Raw genomic sequence first — 26,316 nt, 5'->3', positions numbered from 1 at the left:
GGGCTATTCCTCGGTGTCGCCGAGGGCCGGAGTGCAGGCGAAGACGGCCCTCGGCGACACGAGCTGTTCGAGTTCGAGGACGACCAGACGGTTCGCTCCTGCTCTCGTCGTGGGCGAGGGCACGTACAGCGTGCGCTGCGGGCCGTTGCGCCAATACCGGCCGAGGAAGAAGCCGTTCACGAACGCGAAGCCCTTGCTCCAGGACCCCGCGTCGAGGAATAGGTCAGCCGGTGCATCCAGGGCGAACTCGGCGGACCATGCGACCGGGCCGCTGCCGGCGGCGTTGGCAGCGGCTGCGGCCTCGATCTGGGATGTGATGGCCTTCTGCTCCGCGATTGCGGCGACGTCCAGCGGTGTCGAACTCCACCCCGAAAGCGGAGCGCCGTCGAGGGTGATCTCGCCGATCAGTCCCTTCTCCTCGCCGAGCCGGTGGTCGTAGTTCACGCGCCCCTGATCCTCGACCAGGATGCGGAGGGTGCGGCCATCCGGGATCCTCATCGCGCGGTCGTGTCGGGTGCGGGAGAGGGTGCCGACCGGGTGGCCGTCGACGCTCACCCAGGCGAGGTCACGCACCTCGTCGACGACGAGGAGGCCGCCTTTCCGCTCCGGCAGCTCGATGTCGTAGCGCACGAGGGCGCTCAGATGCCCGAGTGCGTCGAAGGTCTGCGGCAGAGCGGTGGTCGGCGCGGGGTCGGCGATGTCGGTCCACGGCCCCGCCGCTCGGAGCGGAACCTCGAACTCGGGCGCAGCGGCGGCCGCCGCAGGAAGCTCGTCGGGCACCGGCGCGTACCGGGCGATCACCTCGCGGAAGGCGAAGAACTTCTCCGTCGGATTCCCCGCCTCATCGAGCGGGGCGTCGTAGTCGTAGGAGGTCACGAGAGGCAGGTAGCGCCCCTTGTGGTTGGCGCCGTTGGTCAGCCCGAAGTTGGTGCCGCCGTGGAACATGTAGATGTTGACCGATGCGCCGGCCGCCAGCAGCTCGTCGAGGTCGGCGGCGGCCGTGACGACATCGGTCGTGTGGTGCACCCCACCCCACCAGTCGAACCAACCGTCCCAGAACTCGGAGCACATCAGAGGTCCGGTCGGCTGATGCCGGCGCAGGGTGGCCAGCCGTTCGGCGCTCCGCGAGCCGAACGACCCGGTCGTGTGCAGCTCCGGGAGGCTTCCGTCACTCAGCATCCGATCGACGGGCTGATCCACGGTCGTCAGCGGCACCGTGATCCCGGCGTCGCGTGTGACGGCGACCAGAGCCTCGAGGTAGGCCCGGTCCGTGCCGTAGGCGCCGTACTCGTTCTCGATCTGCACCAGCACGACGGGCCCCCCGTGGACGATCTGCCGCGGGGCGACGATGTCGTACACCCGGCGAAGATAGGCGCTCACCTCGAGAAGGAACTCCGGAGCGGAGGAGCGCACACCCTGGACGCTCCCGGTGAGCCACACCGGAAGGCCTCCGTTGTGCCACTCGGCGCAGATGTAGGGGCCTGGTCGCACGATCGCATCGAGCCCCTCGGCGTGCACCAGATCGAGGAAGCGCCCCAGATCGTTCCATCCAGTCGCATCCCACTCTCCGCGCCGAGGTTCGTGCGCGTTCCAGGCGACGTACGTCTCGATCGTGTTCAGCCCCATCAGCCGTGCCTTGCGGATGCGGTCGCGCCACTGGTCGGGGTGCACGCGGAAGTAGTGGATGGCGCCGGAGATCACCTGGTGCGGCTGTCCGTCGCGGAGGAAGTCGGTGTCGCCGAGGGAGAAGGAGGTCACGTGTCGTGGTGCTTTCGATGAGGCGGGCTGAGCCGATTCCGGTACGGAGGATTCGGGACCGGCTCAGCCCGCGGCGTTACTTGTTGACGGTGAAGCCCTGCGCGTTGCCGTACTCGACCAGCGCATCCTGCCAGGCGGTGAGGCCCATGTTCAGGTCGGTGCCGTCCTGGTACGACTGGCCCACGGTGTCGCCGAAGATGCTGTTCGCGTAGACCTGGTAGGGCAGGTAGCTCCAGCCCTCCACCACGTCGTCGGCCGCAGCAGCGAGGACCTCGTTGATCTTCTGGCCGCCGAAGTACTCCGGCGCCTCGGCGAGGAATTCGTCACTCGACAGCTCGGCCGTGGTCGACGGGAAGCCGCCGGTCTCGAGGAAGATCGAGATGCTGTCCTCGGAGTTGTTCAGCCACCACAGGAATCCGGCCGCCAGCTCCGGGTTCTTGCTCTGTGTCGTGACGGCCTGTCCGCCGCCGCCGTTCTCCGCGCTCGCCGGAGAGCCGTCGTAGGTCGGCATCGGCGCGACGCGCCAGTCGCCGGACCCATCGGGCGCACCCGAGATGAGGTTGGCGGGCATCCAGGCGCCGATCACGAGGCTGGCGAGGCTGCCGTCGCCGAGGGCGCGGAACCACTCGTCGCTCCAGCTGCCGTACGGCGCGAGCAGGTCTTCCTCGACGAGGCGGTTCCAGTTCTCGGTCCACGTCTTCGACCCCGCATCCTGCAGGTCGATCGTGACGTCGGTTCCCGAGGTCTCGAACGGCTTTCCCCCGGCCTGCCAGATCATCGAGGTCGCGAAGCCCGCATCTCCCGTGTCGTTGGTGATGTACGCGTCGGGGTTCGCCGCGTGGATCGCTTTCGCCGCCTCGTAGTACTCGTCCCATGTGGTGGGAACGGCGACCCCGGCGGCGTCGAACACGGTCTTGTTGTAGAACAGGGCCATGGGCCCGGAGTCCTGCGGAAGACCGTAGATCGCCTCGCCGTCGGTCACCGAGTTCCAGGTGGAGGCCGTGTAGTCGTCCTCGAAGTCGGCGAACCCGTACTGCGACAGGTCGGTGAACGCGTCGGTCAGGGCGAACTGCGGGAAGGCGTAGTACTCGATCTGCACGACGTCGGGGGCGCCGGAGCCCGCCTTGATCGCGTTCTGCAGCTTGGTGTACTCCTCGTTGTTGGTGCCGGCGTTCACCAGCTTGACCGTGACGTTGGGGTACTCCTTCTGGAAGGCCTCGACCTGTGCCTCAGCAGAGGGCGTCCACGACCAGTACGTGATCTCGCCGCCCTTGTCGAGTGCGGCCTCGATCGAGTCGAACGAGCCGGAGCTCGCGCTGCCGCCGGAACCGGCGTCGCTGCCGGTGCCGCATCCGGCCAGCGCCAGCGCCGCCACGGTTCCTGCGGCGAGCACCACGAGGGTGCGCCGCGTCGGTGAGGGAAGGTGCTTCATTGCTGTGTCCTTTCGGGAGGTGCGATCCAGCGTCGGATCGCAGAGGTGATGCAGGAGAGGTGCGGGGAGCTACTGCTTGACGCTTCCCGCGGTGAGACCTGACTGCCAGAAGCGCTGCAGCAGCAGGAAGGCGATGACGATCGGGATGATCGTGAGCAGCGAGCCCATGATCACGAGGTTGTAGATGGGCTGGGATCCGGCGCCGATGGCCTGTGCGCTCCACTGGTTCAGGCCCACGGTGAGCGGATACCACGCGGGGTCGGACAACATGATCAGCGGCAGGAAGTAGTTGTTCCAGGTGGCCACGACCGTGAACAGCGCCACGGTGACGATCCCCGGCGCCAGCAGTCGCATCGAGATCGTGAAGAACGTGCGGAACTCGCCGGCGCCGTCGATGCGGGCGGCCTCGAGCAGCTCGGTCGGCACCGATTCGGAGGCGAACACCCAGATCAGGTAGAGGCCGAACGGGCTGATCAACGAGGGGATGATCACGGCCCAGGGAGTGTTGGTCAGGCCGAGCTCGCTGAACAGCAGGAACGTGGGGACAGCGAGGGCGGTACCGGGCACCGCCACCGCGCCGAGGACCACGGCGAACACCGCGCGTCGCCCGGGGAAGCGGAACTTCGCGAGCCCGTAGCCCGCCATCGTGGCCAGCAGCGTCGCTCCTCCGGCGCCCACGACGACGTACAGCAGGGTGTTGCCGAGCCAGCGCAGGAAGATGCCGTCGCGGTACGAGAACGTGGCGACCAGGTTGTCGAAGAAGGCGAAGTCGTCGGCGAACCAGAGCCCGAACGAGCTGAAGAGCCCTGCCTGCGTCTTGGTCGAGCTGAACAGCAGCCAGACCAGCGGGACGAGCGTGTAGAGCGCGTAGACGATCATGACGATCAGCAGCGTGTTCGACTTCCGCGGATTCATCGGATCGTGGCGTCGGCGTGCGGGACGGGCGAGGGGGAGTGCCATGTCAGCGCACCTCCGACTTCGAGCCGCGCAGCTGCACGACGTAGGCGATGACCGCGGTGATGACGCCCATGATGATGGCGATGGTCGCGGCGTAGTTGAACTGCTGCCCGGCGAACGACAGGTTGTACGCGTACATGTTCGGGGTGAAGAACGTCGTGATCACGTTCGGGGCGAGCGGGCGCAGGATGTTGGGTTCATTGAAGAGCTGGAAGCTGCCGATGATCGAGAAGATCGTCGCGATCACGAGTGCTCCGCGCACGGACGGGATCTTGATCGAGAAGATCGTGCGCCATGCCCCGGCACCGTCGAGAGATGCCGCCTCGTACATGTCGGTCGGGATGGTCTTGAGTGAGGAGTAGAAGATCAGCATGTTGTAGCCGACGAACTCCCACGTGACGATGTTGCCGATCGAGAGCAGCATCCATTCCTTCGCGAAAGGCGTGATCGCGTCGACGCCGAGGAAGTCGTTGATGTTGCTCGTGAGGCCGAACTGGTCTCCGTAGATGTAGCCCCACATCAGCACCGCCACCACCGCGGGGACGGCGTAGGGCAGGAAGATCAGGATGCGGAAGAAGGATGCGCCGCGCAGGCGGGCGCTGTCGAGGGCGAGAGCGGCTCCGAGCGCGAGGATCAGCATGATCGGCACCTGCACGACGAGGAAGAGCAGCACGCGGCCGAACGCCTCCCAGAACTGCGGATCGGAGAGTGCGCGTGCGTAGTTGTCCAGCCCGACGAAGGCGGTGCCGCCGATGAGCTTCTCCTGGAAGAAGCTCAGGTAGAGCGCATAGGCGAGGGGCGTCAGGAACACCAGGGCGAACACGACCATGAACGGGCCGACGAAGGCCCATCCCTTCCAGTCGCGCGTGTCGCGGCGCCGGATGCCGGGGGCACCCAGGGCTGCGGGGATTTCAGTCGTCATCGACGAGTCCTTCGTACGTTCCGGGCGCGCTCTGCGCCGTGTGTCAACGTCAACATATGCGATCGACTGCTAGTGTGTCAACGTCAACATATGAGGGGATGGGTGATCGTGATCCCAGAGCATCCGACCGAGGCGCCGACGCGTCGGCGTGAGCCCTCGATGGAAGACGTCGCCCGTGAGGCGGGCGTATCCGGCCAGACCGTGTCACGGGTCGTCAACGCCAGGGGCTACGTCGGTGCCGCCACGCGGGAGCGCGTCGAGGCCGCGATGCACAGCCTCGGATACCGTCCCAACAGTGCCGCTCGTGCGCTGCGATCCGGGCGCTTCCGCACCATCGGCGTCGTGATGTTCTCCTTCAGCTCGTACGGCAACCAGCGCACGCTCGATGCCATCGCGGTGCGCGCCGCGCAGCTCGGCTACGCCCTCACGCTCATCCCCGTCGAGTCGAGTGCGGGAGAGACCGTGGCCGGCGCCTTCCGGCGGCTGGAAGAGCACGCGGTCGACGGCATCATCATCGTGATCGAGGCGCACCAGCTCGACGAGGCCGACATCGAGATCCCGGATGCGCTTCCCGTCGTGTTCGTCGACTCGAACCGCGGCGAGACGCATCCGTTCGTCGACACCGACCAGGCGCAGGGCGCGCGGCTCGCGACCGAGCACCTTCTCGAGCTCGGCCACGACACGGTGTGGCATGTCACCGGTCCTGCGCGCTCCTACTCCGCGGAGCGTCGTCGCGAGGCCTGGCGGGAGACGCTCGACACGCACCGGAGAGCGGTGCCGGAGCCGCTCGCGGGGGACTGGACGGCGGCATCCGGCTACGCGGCCGGTGTCGAACTGCGGCAGATCGAGGGGGTCACGGCCGTCTTCGCAGCGAACGACCAGATGGCGATCGGCGTGCTGCGTGCCTTCCGCGAAGTCGGGCGCGAGGTGCCGGAAGACGTCAGCATCGTCGGCTTCGACGGTCTGCCCGATGCCGCACAGCTGTGGCCGCCGCTGACCACGGTGCAGCAGCACCCGGAGCGCGTGGGGGCACTCGCGGTGGACGCGCTGCTCGCCGAACTCGACGGTCTCGAACGGCAGCAGACCCCGCTCGTCGGCACCGAGCTCATCGTGCGGGCGAGCACGGCGCCACCGCGGACCCGCTGACGCCCCTCAGCGCGGAAGGCTCAGCGAAGCGCAGAGGTGCGGATCAGCGCCAGATCGCGGCGATCGCGGCATTCGCGGCGGTGAGGATGCCGACCAGCCAGAACACCGCGGGCGGGACAGCCGTTCCACGACGCTGACGCCCCAGACCGATGCCGAGCAGCGCACCGATGACGAGCAGGATCACGAGCTTGACGCCGATCTTGACGTAGTTGAGCTCGTACGAGATGCCCCACGGCGCGGCGAGCGCGAGGCCCGCGACGGCGGCGATCGCCATGCCGGTGTTCATCAGACGGGTGAACTCCCGCTTGCCGCCGAATGCCTGCACGGCCCAGGAGCCGAACAGCACGGCGAATCCGATGAGGTGGACGAACAGCACGATATGACGGAGAGTCTCCATGCCCTCACCGTACGAGCGCGGAGCCCTTTTGCGCTAGCAAGGGCAGGCTGACCTCAGCCGCGCAGCTCCCGGGTCACGAGGGCCGTGCGCAGGGCAGCGTCCGCTGCTTCGGCGCCCTTGTCCTCCTTGGAGCCTTCCAGGCCCGCACGGTCGAGACCCTGCTGCTCGTCGTCGAGGGTGAGCACGCCGAAGCCGACCGGCTTGCCGGCGTCGAGGGCGACACGGGTGAGGCCATCGGTGGTCGCCGCCGACACGTACTCGAAGTGCGGTGTGCCCCCGCGGATGATCACTCCGAGCGCGACGACCGCATCCGCGCCGCCGGCGAAGGCGGCCTGCGCGGCGATCGCAAGCTCGAAAGAGCCCGGGACGCGCACCAGTCGGTGGGTGGCCTGCGCCGCGTCCAGCACGCGCTCGGCACCCGCGATCAGGCCGTTCGAGATCGTCTCATGCCAGGTTCCGGCGACGATGACGACGTTCAGACCCCGTCCGTCGATGTTGCCGGTCTCGGGTGCTCCTGCGCCGCTCATTTGTCGTCCTCTCCGTGGGCGAGCGCCTCTGCGAGTTCCGCTTCGCCGATGATGTGACCCATCCGGTCACGCTTGGTCTCCAGGTACTGGTGGTTGTTCGGGCCCACTCCGACGATCAGCGGCACCTGCTCGACGACGTCGAGGCCGAGCTCACGCAGCTGCGCGACCTTGTCGGTGTTGTTCGTCAGCAGGCGCACCTTCGACACGCCCAGGTCGGAGAGGATGCCGGCCGCCGCCGCGTAGTCGCGGGCGTCGGCGGGCAGCCCCAGTGCGAGGTTGGCGTCGACGGTGTCGAGCCCCTCCTCCTGCAGGCTGTAGGCGCGCAGCTTGTTGATGAGGCCGATCCCTCGCCCCTCGTGCCCGCGCATGTAGATGACGATCCCGCCCTCCTTCTGGATCGCGTCGAGGGCGGTGTCGAGCTGCGGACCGCACTCGCATTTCAGCGAGCCGAAGGCCTCGCCGGTCAGGCACTCCGAGTGCACGCGAACGAGCGCGGTGTCGCCGGGTTCGCCGGAGACGACCGCGATGTGGTCGGTGCCGGTGATGCGGTCCTTGTAGGCGAGGAAGCGGAAGGTGCCGTGGGTGGTCGGCACCGTCGCGTCGGCGCGCAGGCTCACGCGACGTCCGCGGTGCGCGCTCTGCGTGGCTCCCTCGGGATCGATCTCGTTGAGGTGGGCGATGAGCTGCTCGATCGTGATCACCGGCACGCCGTCACGGGCGCCGAGCTCGATCAGTCCGGGAAGGCGCATCATGCTCCCGTCCTCCGCGACGACCTCGGCGATCGCGCCCACCGGGCGGAGTCCTGCCAGCTTCATGAGCTCGACCGCGGCCTCGGTGTGACCGCTGCGCTCGCGCACGCCGCCGTCGACCGCCCGCAACGGCAGCACGTGCCCGGGGCGGATGATGCTGGTCGAGGTCGACTCCGGGTTCGAGAGCACGTTCAGCGTGTGCGCGCGATCGTGGGCGCTGATGCCGGTGGTGACGCCCTGAGCCGCATCGACGCTCACGGTGTACGCCGTCGAGCGGGCGTCTTCGCTGGCGGCGACCATCGGCGGCAGGTTCAGGTGGTCGGCGAGGTCGGCGGGCATCGGAGCGCAGATGAACCCCGACGACCAGCGCACGGTCCAGGCCACCCACTCGGGTGTCGCGAGCTCCGCCGACAGGATCACATCGCCTTCGTTCTCGCGGTTCTCATCGTCGGCGACGAGAACGGGGCGCCCGGCGCGCAGCGCCTCCAGGGCCTCGGCGATCGTGGAAAGGCTCATCGCGAGCCTCCTTCCGGTGCGGCGCGGAACGCGAGCAGGCGCTCGACGTGGCGGGCGAGGATGTCGGTCTCCAGATTCACGCGGTCTCCGACGGCGCGGATTCCGAGAGTGGTCGCGGCGAGGGTCTCCGGAATCAGGGAGATCTCGAACCACGGGGAGGGGTCTGCGGGGGCGCTGACGGCGCTCACGGTCAGCGAGGTGCCGTCTACCGAGATCGAGCCCTTGTCGACGACGAGCGGGGCGAGGTCGGCGGGCAGGCTGATGCGCAGGACGCTCCACTGGGCGCCGGGCCGCACCTCGAGCACGTCGCCGACTCCGTCGACGTGGCCCTGCACGATATGTCCGCCGAGTCGCGCGCCCACCGGCATGGCCTTCTCGATGTTCACGCGGGTGCCGACCGTCGCCGATCCGATCGCGGCGACGTCGAGCGTTTGCTTCATCACGTCGGTGTCGAACGTGTCGGCGGTCGAGCCGACCACGGTCAGGCACACGCCGGAGACGGCGATCGACTCGCCGTGCACGGCGTCGGCGGCGGCGCGGGGGGCGCGCACGGTCAGGCGCCAGCCGTCGCCGGAGGGGGCGATCGCGGTGATCTCACCCATCTCCTCGATGATTCCGGTGAACATCAGGCGGCTCCTTCGTTCTGAGGGTCTGCGTCTTCCACGGAGTGCGTGTCTTCTGCAGGGTGTGCGATCGCGAGCAGGTCGTGCCCGAGGGGCACCCACTCGTCGATGGTCAGGCGGCGCGCCTCGGCGATGGATCCGACGCCGATGTCGGTCAGGGCGAGTCGGCGGCCGCCGAGCAGCACCGGGGCGATGTAGGCGAGTACGCGGTCGGCGAGCCCTGCTTCGATGAAGGCGCTGGCGAGCGTCGGGCCGCCCTCCACGAACAGGGTCTGCACACCGCGGGTGTGCAGGTCGGCCACGACCGCGTGCAGCTCGCGGGTGTCGAAGAACAGCGGAGCGTGCGGATGCCGGTGCACCGCGGCGTCGACCGGAGTGGGCCGTGACCCGATGACCACCGGGATCGGCTGATCGGGGAGCAGCGCGTCGCCGTCGCGGGCGGTGAGGGCCGGGTCGTCGGCGAGCACGGTTCCGGTGCCGACCGCGATGGCATCGGCCGCTGCCCGGCGACGGTGCACGTCGGCGCGGGCGGCGGACCCCGTGATCCACCGGCTCGATCCGTCGTCGGCGGCGGCGCGGCCGTCGAGGCTCTGCGCCCACTTGACGGTGACATGCGGGCGTCCGAGTCGCTGGGCGGTCAGCCATCCGGCGATCAGGGTGTGCGCGGCGTCCGCCTGCTCGCCCGACTCGACCTCGACTCCCGCGGACCGGAGGCGTTCCGCCCCACCGCCCGAGGCGGCACCGGGGTCATCGAGCGCGTAGACCACACGTGCGACGCCCGCTTCGATGAGCGCGACGGCGCAGGGACCTGTGCGGCCGGTGTGGTTGCAGGGCTCGAGGGTCACGACGGCTGTCGCTCCTCTGGCCTCGCCGGGGGCGAGCTTCGAGAGCGCATCGACCTCGGCGTGCGGGGTGCCGGCGCCGTGATGCCAGCCCTCGGCGATCACCGTACCGTCGGGAGAGAGGATGACCGCGCCGACCTGCGGGTTCGCCCCGCGCGGTCCGCGGGCGGCGAGGTGGAGCGCGCGAACCATCGCGTGGCGCTCTGCCGCGTTCACTGCCATCCGTCGTCCTCCTCTGAGGCTCCGGGTCAGACAGGGGTGGCGGAACGGACGCACGGATGCGCCTCGTGCTGCCTCCCTTCCGGACTAGCGAGGTCTCCCTCGCATCACCGTCGGTCCCGGAATTCCACCGGATCGGCATCCCGATCTCTCGAGACGCTCGCGGACTGTCACCGCCGGTTCGGATTCTCACCGACCCCGGAGCACGTTGTTGCTCTGAGTGTACTCAACGCGTCCGAGCGCATTTCATTCCGAGACATGGATCGGTGGCGCCGTCTGCGCTCGCCGTCACTTCAGCAGTCGGGAGAGACGCCGGTCGGCGAGCACCTTGCCGCCGGTCTGACAGGTGGGACAGTACTCGAGCGAGCGGTCGGCGAAGAACACGCTGCGCACCGTGTCGCCGCACACCGGGCAGGCCTCTCCGCGGCGTGCATGCACCTGCATCCCGCGGCGCTTGGCATCCTTCAGGTCGGCCGGCGGCTTTCCTGAGGCCTCGGTGACAGCCTCGGTCAGGGTCTCGCGCATGGCGGCGAACAGGCGGTCGATCTCGGCGTCATCGAGCTTTCCGGCGATCGCATACGGCGACATGCGCGCGGCATGCAGGATCTCGTCGGAGTAGGCGTTGCCGATGCCCGCGATCACCGCCTGATCGCGCAGCAGCCCCTTGATCTGCATCCGCCGGTCGTCCAGCAGCGTGGCGAACGCATCGCGGGTGAACGAGGAGTCGAGCGGATCGGGGCCGAGCCGGGCGATGCCGGGCACCTCCTGCGGATCGCGCACCACGTAGACCGCGAGCGACTTCTTCGTGCCCGCTTCGGTGAGGTCGAACCCGCTGCCGTCGTCGAGCGCGACGCGGAGGGCGATGGGCGACTTGCCCGGCTTGATGAGCGTCGTCGGAAGCGTCTCGTACCAGCGCAGCCACCCGGCCTTCGCGAGGTGGAACACCAGGTGCAGGTCATCGCTGCAGGAGAGCACGACGAACTTCCCGAGACGAGCGGACTGTGTGATCGTGGCGCCCTGCAGTGCGGAGATCGGCGGGTCGTAGGTCTTCAGCGCGGCGATCGCCGAGACGGTGGCGCGCGTGATCGTGCGTCCCACGGCGCGCTCGGCGAGGAAGGTGGTCAGGCCCTGGACTTCGGGCATCTCCGGCATGCGTTCATCCTGTCATCGGCCGCCGACACTGTCACGTGTCCCGCTCGCGGCCGTGGCTCAGACGATCGGGCCTCAGAGGACCGGCCAGACCACGGGCGTGCGGTCGTCACCGGGCAGAAGAGCGGCCGTCCAGCCGTCGTCACGACCGCGCGGGCTCGTCAGTGCCTGCCGCTGCAGACCTTCGTAGCGGAAGCCGAGGGCTCGGGCAGCACGGGCGGAGGGGATGTTCCCGGCGACGGCCTGCCAGCGGATGCGGACGAGCCGGAGTCCGACGAACCCCCAGTCGATCACGGCACTGGCCGCTTCCGTGAGATATCCCTGGCCCCGTGCACCCTCCGTCACCCAATAGCCGAGTTCGGCGGTCGCACCCGTGAAGTGCTCGGTCATGTTGTGAAGACCGATCATGCCCACGAGCTCGCCATCCGCGTACATGCCCCAGACGACCTCCGAACCGGCGTCCCATTGCGCAGCCACCAGGCGCACGAACTCCTCGGCGTCGTCGCGGGTGTACGGGCTCGGCACCGTGGTCCAGCGTGCGATCTCCGGGTCCTGGCAGGCATCCGCGATCGCATCGATGTCCGCCTCCGTCGGGGCGCGGAGGACGAGGCGTTCGGTGGTGAGGACGACGGATTCCATCCCGACAGCCTAGGCAGGCGAGCGACTCTCGCCGGGCGCGGCGGCCGGAGTGTCCGTGGTCGCGACTAGTCTTATCCGGTGACTGTTCCGGGGATTCTGCGCGCCTTGGAAGAGGCGTCTCTGTACCGTGACGCCCTCAGCTGGGCGCGCACCGATGCCGACCTCGGCCTGGTCGACGGGCTCGACGCCCCGGCGCTCGCCGGTCTGCTCGAGAGGCGGACGGCGGCAGGACACCCGGCCGCCCTGCTCGCCGTCGTCCCCACGGGCCGGAGGGCCGAGAGTCTCGCGCTGGCGATGCACGCGTATCTGCCCGACGCCGACATCCTCACCTTCCCGGCCTGGGAGACGTTGCCGCACGAGCGGCTCAGCCCGAGCCCCGACACGGTCGGCCAGCGACTGCAGACGCTGCGCCGCATCGCGGAGTGGTCGGGTGATCACCCGCTCGTCGTCGTGGCATCCGTGCGGGCCGCACTCCAACCGATCGCGGGCAACCTGGGCGAGATCGCCCCGCTCGAACTCGCCGTCGCCAGCCGCGGGCACGAACTCGACCGCGTGGTGGAGCAGCTGGTCGAGCGGGCATACTCCCGCGTCGACATGGTGTCGCGCCGCGGCGAGTTCGCGGTGCGCGGCGGCATCCTCGACGTCTTCCCTCCCACCTCGGAGCACCCCTACCGCGTCGAGTTCTTCGGCGACGAGATCGACCAGATCCGCGCGTTCTCGGTCGCCGACCAGCGCTCGCTGCCGGGCGACGTCACGGGCGTCGACCTTCCGCCGACGCGCGAGCTGCTGCTCACGGCCGAGGTCCGCGATCGTGCCCGCGCCCTCGTCGGCGGCTTCCCGGCGATCTCGGGCATGCTCGAGAAGATGGCCGAGGGCATCCCGGTGGAGGGGATGGAGTCGCTGCTTCCCGCCGTCGCTGGACCGTTGAAGTCGCTGGCCGAGTACCTGCCGTCCGGGAGCGCCACGGCGGTCATCGATCCCGAGCGCTCGAGCGCCCGCGCCATCACCCTGGGCGACACCAACCGCGAGTTCCTCGATGCGGCCTGGAGCGCGGCCACCTCCGGCGCCTCCGCACCCATCGATCTCGGCGCCGGCGATTTCCTGACGATCGCCGAGCTCCGCGAGGTCGTGCGCGACCGCGGCGGCGTGTGGTGGCGGCTCAGCCCGTTCGGCGCCGGACTCGGCGAGGGCGACGCGGAGGCGACCAACCTCGGGGCTGCCGTCATCCCGTCGTTCCACGGCAACGTCGACGGTGCGATCTCGTTCGTCGAGGCGAAGGTCGCCGACGGCTGGCGTGTGGTCGTGATCGCCGCCGGGCACGGCCTGGTCGACCGTGCACGCGACGTGCTCGCCGACCGGGGCCTGGCCGCCCGCGTGGTCGAGACGCTCACCGAGGCCCCGGAGGGCGGCGTCGCGACGCTGGTCACCGGGTCTGTCGAGGCCGGCTTCCAGGTGGCCGAGGCGAAGCTCGCGGTCCTCACCGACAACGAGTTCTACGGCCGCACGATCGGCGGCGACCAGCGCGTCGTCAAGAAGCTCGCGTCGCGACGCAAGAACGTCGTCGACCCGCTGCAGCTCAAGCAGGGCGACTTCGTGGTGCACGCGACCCACGGCATCGGCCGCTTCGTCGAGATGACTCAGCGCGAGGTGTCGACGGGTGGGCGCAACGCCACCAAGTCGGTGCGCGACTACCTCGTGCTCGAGTACGCGCCGTCCAAGCGCGGCTACCCGGGCGACAAGCTGTTCGTGCCGACGGATCAGCTCGACCTGCTGTCGAAGTACGTCGGCGGCGAGGCCCCGACGCTCTCGAAGATGGGCGGCAGCGACTGGTCGCAGGCCAAGGGCAAGGCACGCAAGGCCGTTCGCGACATCGCCGTCGAGCTCGTGAAGCTCTACTCCGCCCGCATGAGCGCCAAGGGCCACGCCTTCGGCCCCGACACGCCATGGCAGCGCGAGCTGGAAGAGGCGTTCCCGTTCGCCGAGACCCTCGACCAGCTGCAGACGATCGACGAGATCAAGGCCGATATGGAGCGGCCGATCCCGATGGACCGCCTGCTCTCGGGTGACGTCGGCTTCGGCAAGACCGAGGTCGCCGTGCGCGCCGCGTTCAAGGCGATCCAGGACGGCAAGCAGGTCGCGATGCTCGTGCCGACGACGCTGCTGGTGAAGCAGCACCTCGAGACGTTCACCGAGCGCTTCGCAGGATTCCCGGTCAAGGTGCGGCCGCTGTCGCGCTTCCAGACCGACAAGGAGGCGCGGCTCACCCTGCAGGGTCTGCTGGAGGGCTCGGTCGACATGGTGATCGGCACCCACCGCATCCTCACCGATCAGGTGATGTTCAAAGACCTCGGTCTGATGATCATCGACGAGGAGCAGCGGTTCGGCGTCGAGCACAAGGACACCCTCAAGAAGATGAAGACCAACGTCGACATCCTCGCCATGAGCGCCACCCCCATTCCGCGCACGCTCGAGATGGCGGTCACCGGCATCCGCGAGATGTCGACGCTGGCGACCCCGCCCGAGGACCGGCATCCGATCCTCTCGTTCGTCGGCCCGCGCAGCGACAAGCAGATGGCCGCGGCGATCCGTCGCGAGATTCTCCGCGAGGGGCAGATCTTCTTCGTGCACAACCGCGTCCAGTCGATCCAGCGTGTGGCGAGCGAGCTCGCCGAACTCGTGCCGGAAGCCAGGATCGCGGTCGCCCACGGACAGATGGGCGAGCATCAGCTCGAACAGGTCGTCGACGACTTCTGGGAGCGCAAGTTCGACGTGCTCGTCTCGACCACCATCATCGAGACGGGTCTCGACATCGCGAACGCGAACACGATCATCATCGACCGCGCCGACAAGTACGGGCTCAGCCAGCTTCATCAGCTGCGTGGGCGCGTCGGACGAGGCCGCGAACGGGCGTACGCATACTTCCTGTACGACGAGATGAAGCCCCTGAGCGAGACCGCGGCCGACCGTCTGCAGACCATCGCGGTCAACAACGACCTGGGCTCGGGCATGCAGGTCGCGCTGAAAGACCTCGAGCTGCGCGGAGCGGGCAACCTCCTCGGCGCCGAGCAGGCCGGTCACATCGCGGGCGTCGGATTCGACCTGTACCTGCGCATGATCGGCGAGGCCGTGGCGACGTTCCGCGGCGACGAGGTCGAGACCGGGCAGGAGCTGCGTCTCGAGCTTCCTCTCGACGCGCGCATCCCCGAGTACTACATCGACAGCGAGCGACTGCGCCTCGAGGCCTACCAGAAGCTCTCCGCGGCCTCGGCGGCGACAGCGAAGGACGACGCGATCGACCTGGTCATCGAAGAGCTCGTCGACCGCTACGGGACTCCGCCCGAAGAGGTCGAGGGGCTGCTGGCGATCTCGCGCCTGCGCCGCCGTGCCGCACGGGCCGGGTTGACGGATGTGGTCGTGATGGGCTCGAATCTGCGCATCGCGCCCGCCCGGCTCGAGGACTCGATCAAGGTGCGACTGCAGCGGCTCTACCCGAAGGCGAAGCTCGTGGCCGGAGGGGAGGCGCTGGTCGTGCCGATGCCGACCGTCCCCGCCGCCGTCGGCGTGGGGCTCGAACCGCTTCCCGACGCGCAGCTGCTCGAGTGGGTCGGTCAGCTGTTCACCGCGATCTTCCCCGAACCGGTCAAGACCGAGTAGCGCACGGGTGCGGGCCGCGGTACTAGTCTGGCCGCATGTTGTACGAGCACCTCGGGGCTCGGCCCCGCGTCCATGACACCGCCGTCATCGCCCCCACCGCCGTCGTCTCCGGCGACGTGGAGATCGGGCCCGGCTGCCAGGTGCTGCACGGTGCCGTGATCACCGCCGAAGGAGGGGCGATCACCCTCGGTGAGCACGTCATCGTGATGGAGAACGCACTCATCCGAGCGACGGCGGCGAATGCCGTGCACATCGGGTCGCACACCCTGATCGGCACGCTGTCGAGCATCGCGGGCGCGACAGTGGGAGAGGAGACGTTCCTCGCCTCGGGATCGCGGCTGTTCAACGGATCCCTGATCGGGCCGCGCTGCGAGGTGCGCGTGAACGCGATCGTGCTCCGCCGCGCGGTGCTGCCGGAGGGCACGGTCGTGCCGATCGGCTGGGTGGCGGTCGGCGATCCTGCGCAGTTGTTCTCGCCGGATCGTGAGGAGGAGATCGCGGCGGCGCAGCCCGACCTCGACTTCCCCGGGCACGTCTTCGGCGTCGATCGGGACACCCCCGACCTGATGGTGCAGCTGACCGAGCGCTACGGCAGCTCGCTCGCGCGGCATGCACACGACGTGAGCCTCGACGACGCGCACCGCGGGCAGCACCGCGCATGACGGGCGGCGGGGGCCTGGTCCGCCCCGACGTCAGCACCGACGATGCCGCGCGCATCGCGCTCACGTGCTACGGGATCACGGCGACGGCAGAGGAACTCGGCAGCAACCAGGACCGGAACTTCCTGCTCACAGCGGACGACGGCACGAGGAGCGTGCTGCGCATCGACAACCCGGTGGTCGGCGAGGCGGAACGCGATGCGCAGCACGCCGCCATCGACGCCTACCGCGAGGCGGGTGTTCGTGTGCCGTCGGTGCTCCGCGGCCTCGACGGCGCGCTCACACAGCGCTGGAACGGGTTCGCCGCGCGGCGCAGCGAGTTCGCGTCGGGGGAGTCGCTGGTGGATGCCGGCTACCTCGCCCCGGTGGTCCTCGCGGAGTTCGGGGCGCTCGCCGCCGCCTCCGTCAATGCGCTGGCGCCTCTCGAACACCTCGGTCTCGATCGCGCGCAGATGTGGGACATGCGCGTGGCACACGAGCAGATCGGGGCACTTGCGCCGTCCATCGCCGATGCCGCACTTCGCGGCCGGGTGCTGCGAGCGGCGGCGAAGGCGCAGGCCGCACTCGCACCGCTCGCCGAGCGACTTCCGGTGCAGGCGATCCACGGCGACCTCACCGACGACAACGTGATGGGGGAGCGCGGGGCGGACTCCCGGCTGCACCCTCAGACGGTCCTCGATCTCGGCGACCTCGGTCTCGGCTGGCGCGTCGCCGAGCTCGCGGTCTGCGCTTCGTCGATGCTGCACCATGAGCCGGAGCGTCCGTTGCGGGTGATCGAGACGGTCACCGCCTTCCACCGGCACGCGCCCCTGAGCGCGGCGGAGGCCGAGGCCGTCTGGCCGCTCGTGGTGCTGCGCGCCGCGCTGCTGGTGGCGAGCGGATGGCGTCAGCTCGAGATCGACGGCGACAACGACTACGCACGGGAGCGGGTCGCGGGCGAGCAGGCGATCTTCGACGCCGCGACGCTGCTGCCGCTCGTCGAGATGACCGAGCAGGTGTGCGCCGCGGTGGGAATCGACGCGCATGGCTTCGATGCCGTCGAGCCGATGGCGGAGCCGGATGCCGCACCGCTCGCCGTGCTGCTGCCGGATCTCGCCGGCCGCGTGGCCGTGATCGATCCCGGTGTCGAGTCCGCAGTCCTCGACCGCGGGCGTTGGCTCAAAGAGAGCGCTGAGCAGCACCTGGTCGCCGAGGCGATCGAGCTCGGGGTCGCTGTGGCGGTCATGCCGTACGGGGTGTTCCGGCTGACGCGAGCACGCGTCGACGATGCAGAACCCGGGCGAACCTGGGCGACCGCCTGCGAACTGCACTTCCCTCCGGGCCCCCGAGTGAGGGTGGCGGCTCCTGCGAGCGGGCGGGTGACGCAGCGGGGCACGGTCGCACGTCTCATCCTCGACCTGGACGGTCCGGGTGATGGCCGCGACTGGGTGCTCGAGATCACAGGCCTCGATGCGGAAGAGCGCCGGGAGCGCCCCGTGAGCGCCGGTGAGACGGTGGGCTGGGTCGCCGCGGCCTTCGAACCTCGGCGCATGACCGTCGGGATCCACCGCGAGGACGCCCCCGAGCAGCAGGCGGACGGAGCACCGCTGGTCGCCCCTGACCGCGTCCCGGCATGGAGCCGTCTCACCGCCGACCCCGCACCTCTGCTCGGTCTGCCGTCCTTCGCGCAGCGGGATGATGCGGAGGCGGAGCTGCACCGCCGCGAGCGGATCTTCGCTGCGGCGCAGGAGCGCTACTACGAGCGCCCGCCCCAGATCGAGCGCGGATGGCGGCATCATCTGATCGACACCACCGCGCGCACCTACATCGACATGGTGAACAACGTCGCCGGTCTCGGCCACGCCCACCCGAAGGTCGCGGACGCGGCAGACCGCCAGCTGCGGACCCTCGCCACGAACTCCCGCTTCCTCTTCCGCGACCTCGCGGAGTACAGCGAACGACTTCTCGCCTTGATGCCGGAGGAGAGCGGACTCGACACGGTGCTGCTGGTCAACAGCGGCTCGGAGGCGGTCGATCTCGCCATCCGCCTGGCGCAGGCGGCGACCGGTCGTCGCACGGTCGTCGCACTGCGAGAGGCCTATCACGGCTGGACGATGGCGAGCGACGCGGTCACCACCAGCGCCTATGACAACCCGTTCGCCGGGGAGACGCGACCCGACTGGGTGCACGTGGCCGATGTGCCCAACCGCTTCCGCGGCACGTATCGAGGCGAAGACGTCGCGGAAGACTACCTCGCCGACCTCGCGACCGATCTCGATCGGCTGCAGGACGACGGACGAGAGGTCGCCGCGTTCCTGTGCGAGTCGATCCTCGGCAACGCGGGTGGCGTCGTGCTCCCCGAGGGCTACCTCGCCGGGGCGTACGCGCAGATCAGGGCGGCGGGCGGACTGTGCATCGCCGACGAGGTGCAGGTCGGCTTCGGACGGATGGGATCCGCCTTCTGGGGATTCGAGCTCGCCGACGTCGTGCCCGACATCGTCACGATCGCGAAGCCGATGGGCAACGGCTACCCGATCGGAGGGGTCATCACCTCGAGGCGCATCGCGGACGCCCTGTCGACGCAGGGCCAGTTCTTCTCCTCCGCCGGCGGCAGCACGCTCAGCTGCCGCGTCGGCATCGCGGTGCTCGATGCGATGGCCGAGGAGGGACTGCAGCACAACGCGGCAGTGATCGGCGCGCGCCTCGCCGAGGGCCTTCGGGACCTCGTCGACCGGCATCCGCTGATCGGCGTCGTGCACGGCGAGGGGCTGTACCTCGGCGTCGAACTCGTGCGCGATCGCGACACCATGGAGCCTGCTGCCGCCGAGGCCGCGGCGATCTGCGAGCGGATGCGCGAACTGGGCGTGATCGTTCTGACGACCTCCGAACGATCCAACGTCCTGAAGATCAAACCGCCGCTGTGCCTCACGGCGCAGAGTGCCGATCACGTCGTCGAGATGCTGGATCGGGTGCTCACCGAGGGATGGTGACTCAGGACCGCATCTTCGAATCCCTTCGTCGTTCGGATTGTTAAAAGCGTATTTCGAACCGAATTGACCGTAGCGCTGGCGATTCCCTCCGGTCCATACTGTTGCTCAGCGTCGGACGACCCGAAGTCCGACCCATGCGCTGTCCCCCGAGGAGTACCCATGGCCACGAAGACGAAGCCGCTCGCGCACGGCGGAGGGACGCTCAGACGAAATCTCGGGCTGTGGGCGATCGTCGGGCTCGGGCTCGGGTACATGACGCCGACGGTCGTGTTCGACACCTTCGGCATGGTCGCCCGCGACACGGACGACGTCGTACCGGCCGCGTATCTCGTCGCCCTGGTCGTGATGGTGTTCACCGCGATCAGCTACGGCAAGATCTCCAGCGCGATCCCGAGCGCCGGATCGGCCTACACCTACGTACGCGAGTCGATCCACCCCAACCTCGGGTTCATGGTCGGCTGGACGTCGCTGATCGACTACGTGCTGCTGCCGATGGTGAACTGCCTCATCATCCGCAGCTATCTGGAGGCACTGTTCCCCGATATCCCGGGGTGGATCTGGGTCGTGCTCTACTGCATCCTCGTCACGAGCATCATCTACCTGACGATGCGCGGCACCTCGAACATGAACATGATCCTGCTCGTGTTCTCGATCGTCGTGATGGCTGTGTTCGTCGTGATGGTGATCGCCCAGCTGATGCGCGGCGACGGGGCGGGGACGGTCGCGTCGATGACCCCGTTCTTCCACGACGGCGCCACGATGGGCGCGGTGCTGATGGGCGCCACGATCGTCTGCTTCTCATTCATCGGCTTCGACGCGGTCACGATGTACGCGGAGGAGGCGAAGGATCCGAAGATCATGCCCAAGGCCATCCTGCTGACGGTGCTGCTGGGCGGCGCCATCTTCCTCATCTCCGGTTACCTCACGCAGCTGCGCTTCCCCGACTGGAACGAGTTCGCCCCGGGCGGCGACATGCAGTTCGTCGAGGACTCGACGCTGCCGATCATCGGCAACCTGGTCGGCGGTCCCGTGCTGATGGCCGTGCTGACGGCGGCCGGCTTCTGCGCGACCCTCGCCTCGGGCCTCGCCTCGCATGCCTCGGTGTCGCGCATGCTGTTGGTGATGGGGCGCAACAACGTGCTCCCGCAGCGGGCGTTCGGCTACATCAACCCGCGCACCCACACGCCGACGTTCAACATCGTGCTGGTGGGCGCGATCTCGCTGCTGGCGATCCCGTTCACGCTCGAGCTGATCGCGGCGTGGATCAACTTCGGCGCACTGATCGCCTTCACATTCGTCAACATCTCGGTGATCGCCTGGTTCGCGATCCGCAAGGGCCGCCGCAAGACGCCCGGCGACATCTTCAGCTTCATCGTGATGCCGGGCATCGGCATGGTGCTCACGGGCCTGCTCTGGGCGAACCTGCACGAAGACGCTCTGCGCGGAGGCCTCGTGTGGACGGCGATCGGAGTCGTCTACCTCGCGATCATCACGAAGGGATTCCGCAAGAAGGTCGTCGCCTTCGACGAGAACCAGGCGGTGACCGGATACAACAAGGTGGTGAAGGAGCCGGTCGACAAGGTGCCGGTCGACGAGAGCTGACGACAGTGCGGTGAACGCACAAGAGCCGCTCCCCGGGAGGGGGAGCGGCTCTTCTGCGTCGGTTCAGCAGATCAGATGACGCCCTGCGCGAGCATCGCGGCGGCGACGCGCTCGAAGCCGGCGATGTTGGCTCCGGCCACGTAGTCGCCGCCGACGTCGTGACGCTCCGCCGCGTCGAAGGCCGCATCGTGGATGTCGGCCATGATCTCGCGCAGCTTGTTCTCGCTGTCGCCGAAGCTCCAGCGCTGGCGGGAGGCGTTCTGGCTCATCTCGAGTGCAGAGGTCGCGACACCACCGGCGTTCGCGGCCTTGCCCGGGGCGAACAGCACGCCCGCCTTCTGGAAGGCGTCGACCGCATCCGGCACGCAAGGCATGTTCGCGCCCTCGGAGACGGCACGCACACCGTTCGCGATCAGGGCCTCGGCATCGGCGAGGCTGACCTCGTTCTGCGTGGCGGAGGGCACCGCGATGTCGACCGGGACCTCCCAGACGCTGCCGCCCTCGACGAAGGGGGCGCTGGGGCGGCGGTTGGCGTACTCCACGATGCGGGCGCGCTCGACCTCTTTGATCTGACGCAGCAGGTCGACGTCGATGCCGGCATCGTCGACGACGTAGCCCGAGGAGTCGGATGCCGTCACCGCGGTCGCGCCGAGCTGAGTGGCCTTCTGGATCGCGTAGATCGCGACGTTGCCGGAGCCCGAGATGCCGACGCGCTTGCCCGCGAGGGAGTCGCTGTGCACGGCGAGCATCTCCTGCGCGAAGAACACCGCGCCGTAACCGGTGGCCTCGGTGCGCACCTCGGCGCCGCCCCAGCCCGTGCCCTTGCCGGTGAACATGCCGGACTCGTGACGGTTGGTGACCTTGCGGTACTGACCGAAGAGATAGCCGATCTCCCGGCCGCCGACGCCGATGTCGCCGGCGGGGACGTCGGTGTGCTCGCCGAGGTGGCGGTACAGCTCGTTCATGAACGACTGGCAGAAGCGCATGACCTCGGCGTCGGACCTGCCGTGCGGGTCGAAGTCGGATCCGCCCTTGCCGCCGCCGATGCCCTGGCCGGTGAGCGCGTTCTTGAAGATCTGCTCGAAGCCGAGGAACTTGATGATCGAGAGGTTCACCGAGGGGTGGAACCGCAGCCCGCCCTTGTAGGGGCCGAGCACCGAGGAGAACTGGATGCGGTAGCCGCGGTTGACCTGCAGCTTTCCGGAGTCGTCGATCCACGGCACGCGGAACAGGATCTGGCGCTCGGGCTCGACGAGCCGCTCGAGGATGCCACCGTCGACATACTCCGGGTGCTTCTCCAGGACAGGCGCGATCGAGTGCAGAACCTCGTGGACGGCCTGGTGGAACTCCGGCTCGTAGGGGCTGCGAGAGAGCACCGTGTCGAAGACGGGCTGCACGGACGCGGCGAGCGGATGGAAGTCGGCGGGAGACGTAGCGGTCACGCGGAAGAGCTTTCTGGTGGGGGATGGTGGTGCAGGCGATCGTGTCGCGTGAGGCTGTGCCGGATCCGGCAGAGATTTCACTCTAGTGGGCACCGAAAGGGTCGAGTCCCGCTCGGTTGGGCGCGGGCGGTCACCCGGTGTTCTGCAGGCCGGCGGCCACGCCGCTGACCGAGAGCAGCAGCAGTCGCTGCTGCTCCGCATCGGCGCCGGAGCCCGTGGGATCCTCGGCGGCCGAGCGGAGCGCCCGGAGGGCGCGCAGCTGCAGCAGCGAGAGCGCGTCGACGTAGGGGCTGCGCAGCTGCACGGCGCGCTGGAGCACGGGCTTGTTCTCGAGGAGGCTCTCGCCGCCGGTGAGACGGATCACCCAGCGCCGCGTGGTCGCGAGCTCGTCGAGCACGAGCTGTGCCAGGTCGTCGCGGTCGCCGAGGGCGAGGTACTGGCGGGCGATGCGCTCGTCGGTCTTGGCGAGGCTCATCGCGACGTTGTCGATCATGGTGCGAAGCAGCGGCCACTCACGGTACGCCTCGACGAGCAGCTCCTCGTCGCCGACGGCATCCAGCGCGCTGCCGAGTCCGAACCAGCCGGCGAGGTTGATGCGGGCCTGCGTCCACGCGAACACCCACGGGATCGCCCGCAGGTCCTCCAGCGACTCGACCGAGAGTCCGCGGCGGGCGGGGCGGGAGCCGAGCGCGAGCAGCCCGATCTCCTCCATCGGCGTCACGGTCGCGAACCAGGGGGCGAAGCCCTCCGCCTTCACGAGCGAGAAGAACCGCTCGCGGGAGGCGGCGTCCATGATCGAGGCGACCTCGGCGTAGCGGGCGGCCGCCCGGCTCGTGCGCTCCTCCTCGGTGGGGGAGGAGGCGAGCAGCGTCGCCGCGGCGACCTGGTCGATGTGGCGCATCGCGATCGCGGGCTCGCCGTAGCGCGCGAAGATGACCTCGCCCTGCTCGGTGAGCTTGAACCGACCGTCGACCGAGTGCGGCGGCTGCGCGAGGATCGCGGAGTTCGCGGGGCCGCCACCGCGCCCGAGCGCACCGCCACGACCGTGGAAGAGCGTCAGCTCGATGTCGGATTCCTGGGCCCACCGTGCGATCTTCTCCTGTGCCTCGTACAGGGCAAGGTTCGCGGCCACGGGGCCGACGTCCTTCGACGAGTCGGAGTAGCCGAGCATAACCTCGAGGCGGTTGCCGGTGGCGGCCATGCGCTCGCGGAACTCCGGGAACGTCACCGCCTCGGCGAGGATGCCGGGAGCCGCCTGCAGGTCGGCGAACGTCTCGAACAGCGGCACCACGTCGAGCACGGGGGCGTCGTCGCCGAGCGCGTAGCGGGCGAGTCGGTGCACATTGGCGAGGTCGGAGGCCGCCTGGGTGAAGGAGACGACATAGCGTCCGGCGGCGCGCAGCCCGCGGTCGCGCTGGATGTCCGCGATCGCGCGGAACACCTCCAGCACCTCCTCGGTCTGCGCGCTGATGGCTTCGCCCGCATCGAGCTCGGCCAGCGCCTTCGAATGCACCTGGGAGTGCTGACGCACCTCGAGCTCGGTGAGGTGGAAGCCGTAGGTCTCGACCTGCCAGATCAGGTGCTGCACGCCGCCGAACGCGTGGCGCTTCGCTCCGGCAGCCGCGAGCGACGCCTGCACGGCGCGCAGATCCGCGAGCAGCTCCTCGGGCCGGGAGTAGGCCTGTGCGCTGTCATCGCGGTGTCGGACGGCGGCGACGCGACGCGCGAGCACCAGCAGCACGCGGCGGTGCGGCTCCTCGGGCGAGCGGGTGGCGAGCTCGGCGGCAAGCTCCGGCTCCACCGCGGCGAACTGCTCCCAGAGGGCCGTGACCTCGGCGCTCGGCGGAGTGTCGTCGGAGGCGAGGGTGAGGGTCCGGCCGATGCGCTCCAGGGCGCGCTCGAGACCGCGCAGCACGTGGTCGGCCGCGATCTGCGAGGCCTCACGGGTGACGGATGCGGTGACGAAGGGGTTGCCGTCGCGGTCGCCGCCCACCCAGGAGCCGATCCGCACGAACGCGGGAACCACCGGGGCGCTGGAACCGGAGTCCTCGCCGCGCAGAGCGTCGTCGATGCGGCGGTACACGTGCGGCACCGTGGTGAAGAGCGTCTCGTCGAACACCCCCATCACCGTGCGGACCTCGTCGGTCGGAGACGGCTTCTGGGAACGCAGCGGAGCGGTGCGCCAGAGCGTGTCGATCTCCTCCAGCATGCGCCGGCGGGCACGGTGCTCCTCCGAGCCGCCCTCGCTCGCCGCATCGTGCTGCGTGAGCAGCTCGGAAAGACGGCGGATGCTCGACGACACCGCACGGCGACGCGCCTCGGTCGGGTGCGCGGTGAAGACCGGGTGGAAGCGGAGACCCTCCAGGCGGCGGCGGGCCTCATCGTCGCCGACCTCGGTGCGTAGCCGCGCGTACGCGGTCGCGACGGTGTCGGCGGCATCCTCGCGGCCCGGCTGCCCGGCGCGCTCGCGGAGCACCCGCACGCGCTGGTGCTCCTCGGCGAGGTTGACCAGGTGGAAGTAGCAGGTGAACGCGCGAGCGACCTCGTCGGCCCGCGCGACCGTGAACGACTCGGCGATCGCCGCGGCGCGCTCGAACGCGTCGGGGGTCTCCTCGTCGTAGGCCTGGATGGTCGCGAGCCGCAGCCGTTCGACGTCTTCGAAGAGGCCGTCGCCGCCGGCTTCGCGCAGCACCTGCCCGAGCAGCTGCCCGAGCATCCTGACGTCTGTGCGCATCGCATCGGGGATGCCGCGGCCGGCTTCGAATCGGCCGATCACGCGGATGGCCTCGGTGTTCGTGGGCTCGGAGAAGGAGTGTGCGGGGGTCACCCTTCGAGAGTATCCCTCGTGGAAGGGGTCTCCTGCACGCATGACGATGCCCTCGGGAGGGGGCAGAGGAGGAGGCGCCGGACGACCCCGGCGACCTACGATGGAGGGGATGCGCATCTCAGCGAACCCCCTCCGCGGGCAGCAGTTCCCCGCCGTTCTCCTCCTCATCGCGGCCGGACTCGGACTCCTCCTCGCGAACCTCCCGACCCATGACGCGCTCGCGGCCTTCCTCGACTTCCACATCGCGATACCCGGCACCGCCCTCGACCTGTCGATCGCGCATTGGGTGTCCGACGGTCTTCTCGCGGTCTTCTTCCTCGTGGTGGCCATCGAGCTGCGCCACGAGCTGACCCACGGTGAGCTCGACTCGCCGCGGAAGGCCGTGCAGCCCGCGATCGCGGCGGCCGGCGGCGTGCTCGTCCCGATCGCGGTCTACCTCCTGATCGCCGGCGGCGACGGCACCACCGCGCCCGGCTGGCCCATCCCCACGGCGACCGACATCGCGTTCGCACTCGGAGTGCTGGCGATGTTCGGCAAGGGGCTGCCGTCGCGGGTGCGCGTCTTCCTGCTCGCCCTCGCGATCCTCGACGACATCATCGGCATCATCTTCATCGCGGTGCTGTTCGCCGACGACGTGCAGTGGCTGCTGTTCGGTCTCGCGATCGTCGGCGTGGCCGTGTTCTGGGCGCTGAGCCGTCTCCTGCACGCCAAGGGCCACCCGCTGATCGCGGTCGCCATGGTCGTGGTGGGCGTGGTCACCTGGGGGCTGGTCGCCTCCTCGGGCATCCACGCCACGATCGCCGGCGTGCTGCTCGGACTCGTGATGTCGCCCGTTCCCGCGGGGCGCACCAGGCATGCGCTCGAGCCGACCGTGAACGGAGCGATCCTGCCGCTCTTCGCCTTCGTCGCGGCCTTCGTCGTGATCCCCGCCGTGTCGATCACGCAGCTGTCTCCCGCGTTCTGGGCGATCGTGGTAGCGCTCCCCGTGGGCAAGATCATCGGCATCTCGCTGTTCGGCTGGCTCGCGATGCGCATCCGTCCGAAGGGTGCCGATCCGGCTCTCCCGTTCGCGGACATCCTCGCCGCCGGCGCCCTCGGCGGCATCGGCTTCACGGTCTCGTTGCTGCTGGCGAACCTCGCCTTCGCCGACGAGGGCGGCATCAGGGATCAGGCGATCCTGGGTGTGCTCGTGGGCTCGCTGATCGCTCTGGTGTTCTCCGGCGTCATCGTGTCGCTGCGGGCGCGCTGGTACCGTCGGGTCGCATCCGCATCGTCATGAGCCGTCGC

Annotated in this window: 19 protein-coding genes and 1 riboswitch; of the genes, 6 read left to right on the top strand and 13 right to left on the bottom strand. The window is 69.2% G+C overall.

The features are described 5' to 3' along the window. Positions 1 to 3 precede the first annotated feature (3 nt). The 4 genes from ACFVWL_RS00520 to ACFVWL_RS00505 form a co-directional block, all read right to left on the bottom strand. Positions 4 to 1,758 carry a beta-galactosidase family protein gene (locus ACFVWL_RS00520; protein ID WP_387177302.1) on the bottom strand — a complete coding sequence of 585 codons (1,755 nt, stop codon included), beginning with the start codon at positions 1,756 to 1,758 and terminating at the stop codon, positions 4 to 6. 76 nt (positions 1,759 to 1,834) lie between these two features. Continuing rightward, entirely contained in the window at positions 1,835 to 3,190 is a 1,356-nt protein-coding gene (locus tag ACFVWL_RS00515; protein ID WP_387177300.1) for an ABC transporter substrate-binding protein, read from the bottom strand. A 69-nt stretch (positions 3,191 to 3,259) separates the two neighbouring features. Continuing rightward, positions 3,260 to 4,105 (bottom strand): carbohydrate ABC transporter permease, encoded by an 846-nt coding sequence (locus ACFVWL_RS00510; RefSeq protein WP_028503759.1) that lies wholly within the window; start codon positions 4,103 to 4,105, stop codon positions 3,260 to 3,262. Positions 4,106 to 4,151: 46 nt separating this feature from the next. After that, positions 4,152 to 5,069: a carbohydrate ABC transporter permease gene (locus tag ACFVWL_RS00505; RefSeq protein WP_387177298.1), complete on the bottom strand. Its 918-nt coding sequence runs from the start codon at positions 5,067 to 5,069 to the stop codon at positions 4,152 to 4,154. A gap of 159 nt (positions 5,070 to 5,228) precedes the next feature. On the opposite strand from ACFVWL_RS00505, the gene ACFVWL_RS00500 reads away from it, so the two are divergent. Beyond that, the gene (locus tag ACFVWL_RS00500) at positions 5,229 to 6,215 is read left to right on the top strand and encodes a LacI family DNA-binding transcriptional regulator (RefSeq protein ID WP_387180882.1); all 987 of its coding nucleotides are present in this window, start codon (positions 5,229 to 5,231) and stop codon (positions 6,213 to 6,215) included. A 43-nt stretch (positions 6,216 to 6,258) separates the two neighbouring features. On the opposite strand, the gene ACFVWL_RS00495 is transcribed toward ACFVWL_RS00500, so the two are convergent. The 7 genes from ACFVWL_RS00495 to ACFVWL_RS00465 all read right to left on the bottom strand — a co-directional run bounded on the left by ACFVWL_RS00495 (position 6,259) and on the right by ACFVWL_RS00465 (position 11,876). Then, entirely contained in the window at positions 6,259 to 6,612 is a 354-nt protein-coding gene (locus ACFVWL_RS00495; RefSeq protein WP_387177296.1) for a Fe-S protein, read from the bottom strand. Between the two features lie 53 nt (positions 6,613 to 6,665). Beyond that, positions 6,666 to 7,139, bottom strand: coding sequence for a 6,7-dimethyl-8-ribityllumazine synthase (gene ribH / locus ACFVWL_RS00490; RefSeq protein ID WP_028503763.1), 474 nt, complete (start codon positions 7,137 to 7,139; stop codon positions 6,666 to 6,668). Next, positions 7,136 to 8,404, bottom strand: a complete 1,269-nt coding sequence (ribA, locus tag ACFVWL_RS00485) for a GTP cyclohydrolase II (protein ID WP_387177293.1) — start codon at positions 8,402 to 8,404, stop codon at positions 7,136 to 7,138. The genes ribH and ribA overlap by 4 nt, the downstream gene beginning before the upstream one ends. Further along, on the bottom strand, positions 8,401 to 9,030 hold the full coding sequence (locus ACFVWL_RS00480; protein WP_387177291.1) for a riboflavin synthase: 630 nt from the start codon (positions 9,028 to 9,030) through the stop codon (positions 8,401 to 8,403). Before ACFVWL_RS00480 ends, ribA begins: the two co-directional genes overlap by 4 nt. Then, positions 9,030 to 10,091 carry a bifunctional diaminohydroxyphosphoribosylaminopyrimidine deaminase/5-amino-6-(5-phosphoribosylamino)uracil reductase RibD gene (ribD, locus tag ACFVWL_RS00475; RefSeq protein WP_387177289.1) on the bottom strand — a complete coding sequence of 354 codons (1,062 nt, stop codon included), beginning with the start codon at positions 10,089 to 10,091 and terminating at the stop codon, positions 9,030 to 9,032. Before ribD ends, ACFVWL_RS00480 begins: the two co-directional genes overlap by 1 nt. 62 nt (positions 10,092 to 10,153) lie before the next feature. Next, positions 10,154 to 10,298: riboswitch (FMN riboswitch) on the bottom strand. A 78-nt stretch (positions 10,299 to 10,376) separates the two neighbouring features. Continuing rightward, positions 10,377 to 11,240 carry an Fpg/Nei family DNA glycosylase gene (locus ACFVWL_RS00470; RefSeq protein WP_387177287.1) on the bottom strand — a complete coding sequence of 288 codons (864 nt, stop codon included), beginning with the start codon at positions 11,238 to 11,240 and terminating at the stop codon, positions 10,377 to 10,379. 72 nt (positions 11,241 to 11,312) lie between these two features. Continuing rightward, complete coding sequence (locus tag ACFVWL_RS00465; protein ID WP_387177285.1) at positions 11,313 to 11,876, bottom strand: GNAT family N-acetyltransferase; 564 nt, start codon at positions 11,874 to 11,876, stop codon at positions 11,313 to 11,315. A 78-nt stretch (positions 11,877 to 11,954) separates the two neighbouring features. Between ACFVWL_RS00465 and mfd the strand changes: the two genes are divergently transcribed. The 4 genes from mfd (at position 11,955) to ACFVWL_RS00445 (ending at position 20,760) form a co-directional block, all read left to right on the top strand. Next, the gene (mfd, locus tag ACFVWL_RS00460) at positions 11,955 to 15,530 is read left to right on the top strand and encodes a transcription-repair coupling factor (RefSeq protein ID WP_387177283.1); all 3,576 of its coding nucleotides are present in this window, start codon (positions 11,955 to 11,957) and stop codon (positions 15,528 to 15,530) included. Positions 15,531 to 15,565: 35 nt separating this feature from the next. Next, a complete protein-coding gene (locus tag ACFVWL_RS00455; protein WP_387177282.1) occupies positions 15,566 to 16,192 on the top strand; it encodes a gamma carbonic anhydrase family protein in 627 nt (208 codons plus the stop codon). After that, positions 16,189 to 19,158: an aminotransferase gene (locus tag ACFVWL_RS00450; RefSeq protein ID WP_387177280.1), complete on the top strand. Its 2,970-nt coding sequence runs from the start codon at positions 16,189 to 16,191 to the stop codon at positions 19,156 to 19,158. The genes ACFVWL_RS00455 and ACFVWL_RS00450 overlap by 4 nt, the downstream gene beginning before the upstream one ends. A 159-nt stretch (positions 19,159 to 19,317) precedes the next feature. Then, positions 19,318 to 20,760 carry an APC family permease gene (locus ACFVWL_RS00445; protein WP_387177278.1) on the top strand — a complete coding sequence of 481 codons (1,443 nt, stop codon included), beginning with the start codon at positions 19,318 to 19,320 and terminating at the stop codon, positions 20,758 to 20,760. 71 nt (positions 20,761 to 20,831) lie between these two features. On the opposite strand, the gene gdhA is transcribed toward ACFVWL_RS00445, so the two are convergent. Both gdhA and ACFVWL_RS00435 read right to left on the bottom strand, forming a co-directional pair. After that, positions 20,832 to 22,202, bottom strand: a complete 1,371-nt coding sequence (gene gdhA / locus ACFVWL_RS00440; RefSeq protein WP_387177276.1) for an NADP-specific glutamate dehydrogenase — start codon at positions 22,200 to 22,202, stop codon at positions 20,832 to 20,834. A gap of 130 nt (positions 22,203 to 22,332) precedes the next feature. Beyond that, positions 22,333 to 25,029, bottom strand: a complete 2,697-nt coding sequence (locus ACFVWL_RS00435) for a phosphoenolpyruvate carboxylase (protein WP_387177274.1) — start codon at positions 25,027 to 25,029, stop codon at positions 22,333 to 22,335. 109 nt (positions 25,030 to 25,138) lie between these two features. Here ACFVWL_RS00435 and nhaA point away from each other — a divergent pair, with 109 nt between their 5' ends. Next, entirely contained in the window at positions 25,139 to 26,308 is a 1,170-nt protein-coding gene (nhaA, locus tag ACFVWL_RS00430) for a Na+/H+ antiporter NhaA (RefSeq protein WP_387177272.1), read from the top strand. The last annotated feature ends 8 nt before the right edge of the window (positions 26,309 to 26,316 follow it).

The organism is Microbacterium sp. NPDC058269, from assembly GCF_042881445.1.
In the GTDB taxonomy this organism is placed as follows: Bacteria; Actinomycetota; Actinomycetes; order Actinomycetales; family Microbacteriaceae; genus Microbacterium.
The sequence above is the reverse complement of the archived record's forward strand: the minus strand, read 5'-3'. Positions and strand labels throughout refer to the sequence as shown.